Source organism: Candidatus Krumholzibacteriia bacterium (genome assembly GCA_035268685.1).
In the GTDB taxonomy this organism is placed as follows: domain Bacteria; phylum Krumholzibacteriota; class Krumholzibacteriia; order JAJRXK01; family JAJRXK01; genus JAJRXK01.
The window spans coordinates 26544-32874 of the sequence record DATFKK010000171.1 but is presented as its reverse complement, the minus strand read 5'-3'; the positions used below and the strand labels follow the sequence as shown (position 1 = coordinate 32874).

7 protein-coding genes are annotated in these 6331 nt (G+C 65.9%); 2 read left to right on the top strand and 5 right to left on the bottom strand.

Annotation, left to right across the window (positions count from 1 at the left end; translation table 11 throughout):
- The coding region (locus VKA86_16210) for a hypothetical protein (GenBank protein HKK72751.1) at positions 1-412 on the top strand (412 nt) is incomplete at its 5' end.
- Between the two features lie 229 nt (positions 413-641).
- On the opposite strand, the gene VKA86_16205 is transcribed toward VKA86_16210, so the two are convergent.
- Positions 642-1628: a hypothetical protein gene (locus VKA86_16205; protein ID HKK72750.1), complete on the bottom strand. Its 987-nt coding sequence runs from the start codon at positions 1626-1628 to the stop codon at positions 642-644.
- Between the two features lie 383 nt (positions 1629-2011).
- Entirely contained in the window at positions 2012-2392 is a 381-nt protein-coding gene (locus tag VKA86_16200; GenBank protein HKK72749.1) for a hypothetical protein, read from the bottom strand.
- Between the two features lie 227 nt (positions 2393-2619).
- On the opposite strand from VKA86_16200, the gene alr reads away from it, so the two are divergent.
- Positions 2620-3828 carry an alanine racemase gene (gene alr / locus VKA86_16195; GenBank protein ID HKK72748.1) on the top strand — a complete coding sequence of 403 codons (1209 nt, stop codon included), beginning with the start codon at positions 2620-2622 and terminating at the stop codon, positions 3826-3828.
- On the opposite strand, the gene modC is transcribed toward alr, so the two are convergent.
- The 3 genes from modC to modA are packed head-to-tail and all read right to left on the bottom strand — an operon-like array spanning position 3797 to position 6287.
- The gene (gene modC, locus VKA86_16190) at positions 3797-4852 is read right to left on the bottom strand and encodes a molybdenum ABC transporter ATP-binding protein (GenBank protein HKK72747.1); all 1056 of its coding nucleotides are present in this window, start codon (positions 4850-4852) and stop codon (positions 3797-3799) included. The two genes, alr and modC, sit on opposite strands and share 32 nt — an antisense overlap.
- Positions 4849-5538 (bottom strand): molybdate ABC transporter permease subunit, encoded by a 690-nt coding sequence (gene modB / locus VKA86_16185; protein ID HKK72746.1) that lies wholly within the window; start codon positions 5536-5538, stop codon positions 4849-4851. Before modB ends, modC begins: the two co-directional genes overlap by 4 nt.
- Entirely contained in the window at positions 5538-6287 is a 750-nt protein-coding gene (modA, locus tag VKA86_16180) for a molybdate ABC transporter substrate-binding protein (GenBank protein ID HKK72745.1), read from the bottom strand. Before modA ends, modB begins: the two co-directional genes overlap by 1 nt.
- Between the last annotated feature and the right edge of the window lie 44 nt (positions 6288-6331).

The window sequence follows — 6331 nt, the reverse complement described above, 5'->3', positions numbered from 1 at the left end:
GGCTGAGGTTCACGACGTCGACTTCGCGGCGTTCTACTGCACAGGCGGTGCTCGAGCGAATGTGGTCTCGTCCAGCTTTACGGACACTGTGGGTCCGGCCATCGTCTTGGAGATCGGAGCCGTGATGCGAATGAACGATTGCGATCTGATCCCAAGGCCGGGCGAGGATTTCATCCGAGTCTCGTCTTATCCGGACGAACCGGTCACAGTCTTCAACTTCGAGAACAACTACTGGGGGACCACGGACCGCCAAGAGATCGCGGATCGGATCAAGGATGGAAACGATCCACCGCCGAATCCGGCCGTGACGATCAATGCGGTGGTCGACTTCGAGCCTTTCCGTCTGCTCCCAGTATCGAATGAAGACCAATCATTCGGCGGATTCAAGGGGAGGTTCCGGCAGGACAATTAGCGTGGTCATGCAGTCTGGGGTCTCGTCCGTCCTCGAGAGATGGGGGCCGGGCCTCGAGGGGCTCGGACTTTCGGAGATCGCGTCCAGCCGGTCCTGCAGGTAGAAATGCTCGAGCGCGGTGGTCAAGGCGTGGAAGCGAGGACGAAATCCGCGCCGGGCCATAGAAAAGGGCCCCACCGCTTCCGCGACAGGGCCCCGTTCCGAGACGTCGTCGTCGACGGCTCGTCGACTAGAACTTCGACTTGATGCCGCCCCAGCTCGCGGGCTCGGTGTCCACGACTCCGGGCGGGTTGATGGTGATCTCACCGGTGTAGTCGCCGCAGGAGTCGGTGCCGAAGGAGTCCACGACGAGGTACACGGCCTGCGTCTCACCGGTGTTGTTGGTGTACGACACGACCTCGGTCTCACCCGTGAGCGTGGCGTCGCCGTAGGCGAGGCAGTTCAGCGGCTCGCTGCAGGCGTCGAGGATCCAGAGTGCTCCGTCGGCCGAGCTGGTGACCGCGGCGTCGATCGAGGCGTCCGGGAGCAGGACGATCTCGTACCAGTTGTCGCTGCCGGCCTCGGCGAAGTCGGCGCAGTCGAGGAACTCGACCGTGTTCGGCGAGCCGCAGGTGTTGCCCGAAATCGGGAACACGCCGGTCAGCACGTCGCCCTCTTCGCCGGGCAGCGGCTGCTCGACGCGATCGCAGGCGTCGATCGGCTCGGGATCGGGATCGCGGATGAACTCGAGCGTGAAGGTCCCGGCCGCGCCCTGGAAGCCGTCGACCACGAAGTAGATCGTGCCCGACTGCGGGGTGTTCGTCGACACGCCCGTGTCGGCCACGATCAGGCAGCCCAGGTCCTCGTCGCACTGGTCGAGCACGGCGAGGTCCAGGTCGACACCGGCCTCGGGAATGAGGTTCACGGTGAAGTTGGCCGGCTCGGCGAGGGTCAGCTCGTACACGAGCTCGGGGCCCGACTCGTCGAAGAAGCTGCAGCTGTACGTCGACACGTTGTTCACGCCGTTGTTCGTGTCGCCCGTGTAGGTCTGGTCGAGCATCACGGGAGTGGCGTTGGAGCAGTCGAGCAGGCCCTTGTTCTCGGCGGTCTCCTCGGTCGGCACGCGGTCGGACAGGTCACCCAGGGCCTCGAAGGGCTGGGTCTTGTCGGCGAGCGCCGGAGAGGCCACGGCGATGGCGAGGAGGAAGGTCAGGAATTGCGTTGTCCGTCGTTGCATGGAACACGTCCTCTGTGAGAACGGTCCGGACACGGCACCACCGTGGACAGCGTCCACACACACGCTCGTGGCGACGAACGCGCGAGTCGAATGGCTCGGTGGAGAGTGGGTGCTGGCGCGATGGTGTCGCTCTCGAACCTGGGAGTTTCGATCCGGCGCGTCCAGTGGCGGAGGGCCCGATCGCGATGGGCGACCCTTCCGTCCCGTGCGTGAGGGGCAGGAAGGAGTCGAGCGAATCGCTCCGCATTCCTGCGAAGCGCGTTCGATGGTAGCACGCCGAAGTCTTCCCACCAACCGTCTCGCACGAGATCGTGGCGAAAGGAAACGCAAAACGCCGGCCGTCCTCGGACGACCGGCGCCGGGTGACGTGGCGGGAGCACGGTCTACATGCCGCCCACGTTCACCTCGTACCAGGGAGTCGGATTGATCGGGCAGCGGTAACGGAACCCATTGGAGCTGATCTCGACCTCGTACTCCTTGGTCTTACCGGGTTTGATGGGCCCCATGGCGAGCTGCTCGCCGGTCTTGAGGTCCTGCAACTGGAAACCGACCATTTTGCCGGCCTCGTTCTTCACCTCGAACACGTAGGTGCCGGGTTCGAGGTTCATGAGGGTCTCCTTCGCCTGGAAGTACCCGTTCTTCTCCGTCAGGTGGATGCGCGTCGGTTCGTCGCCGGAGTGCTGGGCGTGCGGGGTGCCCACGGCAAGGCCGAGCGTCGCGATCAAGGCGAAGGCCAGCAGGGAGAAGGGCTTCCGGGAACGCATGGTCGTCTCCTCGTCATCGGAATCGGGTGAAGGAGCGGGCGCGCACGAGTGGCGGGGTCCTCGGTCTCCTCGTGGATCGTTCTCGCGGGCTTCTACGCTCCGCCGCCGGGCCTCGTGACCGGTGCCTTTGTGAAGTTGTCGTGTCGTCGCTCGACACCGCCGGGGGTGCCGTGGCAGCCTGCGCCGGCGTCGTATACAGCCCTTCCTCGAGTACACGGAGAATCGACGTGCTGCACACCTCCTACATCGAGCTCGACGGTGCGGCCCTCAACCGGAACATTGCCTTCCTGCGGTCGCTCGTGCCCGACGGTACGAGCTTCTCGATGGTAGTGAAGGCCAATGCCTACGGTCACGGGATCGAGTCCCTGCTCCCGTTGATCGAAGACTGCGGGGTGAATCACTTCTCGGTCTTCAGTGTGGCCGAGGCCATGCGTGTGCAACGGACCATGGGCGCGAACAGCGACCTGATGATCCTCGGCTTCGTCGACGACGATCACCTGTCGTGGGCGATAGAGCGCGACGTCTCGTTCTTCGTGTTCACGCTCGAGCGCCTGCGGGCAGCGATCGCGGCGGCCCGTGACCTCGGACGCCCCGCACGCATCCACGTAGAACTCGAGACGGGAATGCATCGCACGGGCTTCTGCGAGGACCAGTTGCCCGAGGTGGTGGAGTTGCTCCAAAACGACGCTGCCGTGCTCGAGGTCGAAGGCCTGTGTACCCACTACGCCGGCGCGGAGGATCTGCAGAGCGTCGATCGCATCGAGGAGCAGATCGCCACCTTCCGCCGTCTGTGCGGTGAACTCCGAGATCAGGGAATCGAGCCGCGCTACCGCCACACCGCGTGTTCGGGTGCGCTGTTCAACTATCCGGATTCGATCATGGATCTCGTCCGGATCGGGATCGCCAGCTACGGATTCTGGCCGAACCAGGAGACGCGATCGGCCTTCCTGCGCCAACACGGCCTGCGCGAGGATCCTCTCGAGCGCATTCTCACGTGGAAGAGCAAGATCCTCAGCGTGAACCATGTGCCCGAGGGTGCCTATGTCAGCTACGGGAAGACCTATCTCACCACCCGGCCGAGCCGGATCGCGACCGTTCCCGTGGGCTACGGCTACGGTTTCGGCCGCGATCTGAGCAACAATGGGCACGTCCTGGTGGGTGGGCAGCGGGCACCGGTGGTGGGGACCGTGAACATGAACATGCTGGTGATCGACGTCACCGAAATCGAAGGGGTCGAGGTGCACGACGAGGTCGTGCTCATCGGACGGCAGGGCGATCAGGTCATGACGGTGAGTTCGTTCAGCGACATGAACAACAGCATGAACTACGAGCTGCTCACGCGCCTCCCCGACCACATTCCGAGGATCGCGACCACGCCGGCCGTGGTCGGGGCCGGCGCCGGGCTCACCACAGACGGCGCAGGGCCGAGGCCTTGAAGACGGCGACGATGGGACGATCCGGGGCCAGACGGAGCTCTCGGGCGGAGTCCCGCGTGATCTGCACGACGAGTCGCTCGTTGCCGCAGGCGAGGTCCACGCCCACGCGGTTTCCGGCTCCGAAGAGCTCGCGGACGTGGCATTGCAGAGTATTGCGGGCACTCGTGGCCTCGGGCCGACGCTCGAACAGCGTGATGTCCTTCGACTCGAGCTCGAACGTCGACGTGGGACTCGCCGCTCCGTCGGTGACGCGGATCTCCTGATGACCCCAGCGGTAGATCGTCAAGCCGTCGTGTTCTCCGACGCGGTCCGCGCTCAGCAGGTTCACGTAGCCGTTCTGGCCGGTTCCCATGCGGCGCCGAGCAAGGTCGGCCGTCGTCGTCTGCGCACAGAGCCGTCCTTCGTCGAACTCCAGCACCCGCTCGGTGAGCATCTGCATCTCCTCGAGTGAGTGGCTGATGAACATCAGGGGAACGTCGAAGCGGTCGAACACCTCTCTCAGGTGCGGAACGATCTGGTACTTCAGGTGGTCGTCGAGGCCGGTCAGGGGCTCGTCGAGCAGGATGAGTCGCGGGTTCGACAGCACTGCGCGTCCGATGGCCACCCGCTGACGCTCGCCGCCCGACAGTCGCGACACGCCCCGCTCTAGCAGACCACCGAGACCGAGGACCTCGATCAGGGTGGCGGGGTCGATCCTGCGCTCTGCGGCCGGCACCCGCGCGTGTCCGTAGAACAGGTTGCGGCGCACGTTCATGTGCGGGAAGAGGTGCGCGCGCTGGAAGACCACGCCGATCCGGCGCCGTTCCGGTGGCAGGTCGATCCCGCGACCCGCGTCGAAGAGGGTGTCGCCGTCGAGTCGGACGTGACCTCGATCGGGGGGGACGAGGCCGGCGAGCATGCTGACCAGCGTGGACTTCCCGCTGCCCGAGGGGCCGAAGATCCCCACGCGTGATCCCTCGGCGACGAACTCGGCGTCGAACCGGAAGCCGGGCAGGTGCCGGTGCAGCGAGACCTCGAGTCTCATCGCCGCCGCTCCCGGCCGAAGCGCTGCACCAGCCCCTCGTTCACCATGAGCACGGCCAGGGCCAGGACGATCGAAACCACGCACAGTCCCAGGGCCATGCGCTCGCCACCGGGCATACTGGTGTAGTCGTAGATCGCCAGCGGGATGGTCTGGGTCACGCCGGGGATGTTGCCGGCGATGATGATGGTGGCGCCGAACTCGCCCAGGCTGCGCGCGAACATGAGGGTGGATCCGGCCAGGATGGCTCGCAGCGAGAGGGGCAGGACCACGGTGATGAGGGTGTCGTACCAGCGAGCGCCCAGTGTCCGCGAGGCCTGGATCAGGTGGGGGTCGATCTCTTCCATGCCGATACGCACCGAGCGCACGAGCAGAGGGAATCCCACGACCATCGATGCGATCACCGCGGCCTTCCAGGTGAACACGATCTCGATGCCGGCGTTCTCGAGCCACTGCCCGAGCCAGCTGCGACGGCCGAGCAGGAGCAGCAGCAGGTACCCGACCACGACCGGTGGCAGGACCAGAGGAAGGTTCACGATCCCGTCGAAGAGGGCCTTCGCCCGCATCCGGGTGAAGACCATGAGGTAGGCGACCGCGATGCCGAAGGGCAGCGAGACGACGGTGGCGGTGACGGCCACCCGCGCCGAGAGGACCATGGCCTGCCAGTCCGTGGGCGCGAAGTCGAACATCAGGACCCGTCGACACCGACGTCGAATCCGTACTCCTCGAGGATCGCACGCGCCTCGGCCGAGACCAGGAAGGCGAAGAACGACACGGCAGCCGGATTCTCGCTTCCCTCCGGGGTCAGGCCGACGGGGCAGACGATCGGCTCGTGCAGGTCCGTGGGCACCTCGAAGAGGACGACGGCGTTCCGGGCGAGCCGGGCGTCGGTGCGGTAGACGAATGCGCCGTCCGTTTCGCCGCGGTCGGCGTAGAGCAACGCCTGCCGAACGTCTCGGGTGAGCACCATACGGGGCCGGAGCTCTTCGTAGAGTCCCATGGCCTCGAGGGCCTGCCGCGCGTAGGTCCCCGCCGGGACACTACGCGGACTTCCGAGGGCGATGCTCCCGCTCGCCGCGAGGTCGGCCATCGTCGTGGTTCCGGAGCCGGGGGCTCCGACGAATACCAACCGGTTGCGGGCCAACGTGTGGACGCTGCCCTTGACGACCCGGCCCTCGCCCACCAGGTACTGCATCCACGCCGCGTTCGCCGACGCGTAGACGTGCGCCGGTGCTCCCTGGTCGATCTGCCGGGCCAGTGCCCCCGACGATGCGAAGTTGGGTCGCAGGACCACGTCGTCGTGGCGCTCGCCGTAGAGAGCGAGGATGTCGCGGACGGCGTCGGTCAGACTCGTCGCGACCGACAGGTGCACTTCGCTCGCGAGTGCCGGCAGGCTCGTGAGAACGCAGAACGCCAGGATCAGAACTCGAATGGGCACCGATCTCTCCTCGCCACGGACTCCCGGAGTTCACCGTGGAGCCG

Bases quoted from the DNA above. Each gene is read 5' to 3' on its own strand.
- modC (HKK72747.1), bottom strand. From the start codon at position 4,852: ATGAGACTCGAGGTCTCGCTGCACCGGCACCTGCCCGGCTTCCGGTTC.
- VKA86_16200 (HKK72749.1), bottom strand. From the start codon at position 2,392: ATGCGTTCCCGGAAGCCCTTCTCCCTGCTGGCCTTCGCCTTGATCGCG.
- modB (HKK72746.1), bottom strand. From the start codon at position 5,538: ATGTTCGACTTCGCGCCCACGGACTGGCAGGCCATGGTCCTCTCGGCG.
- VKA86_16205 (HKK72750.1), bottom strand. From the start codon at position 1,628: ATGCAACGACGGACAACGCAATTCCTGACCTTCCTCCTCGCCATCGCC.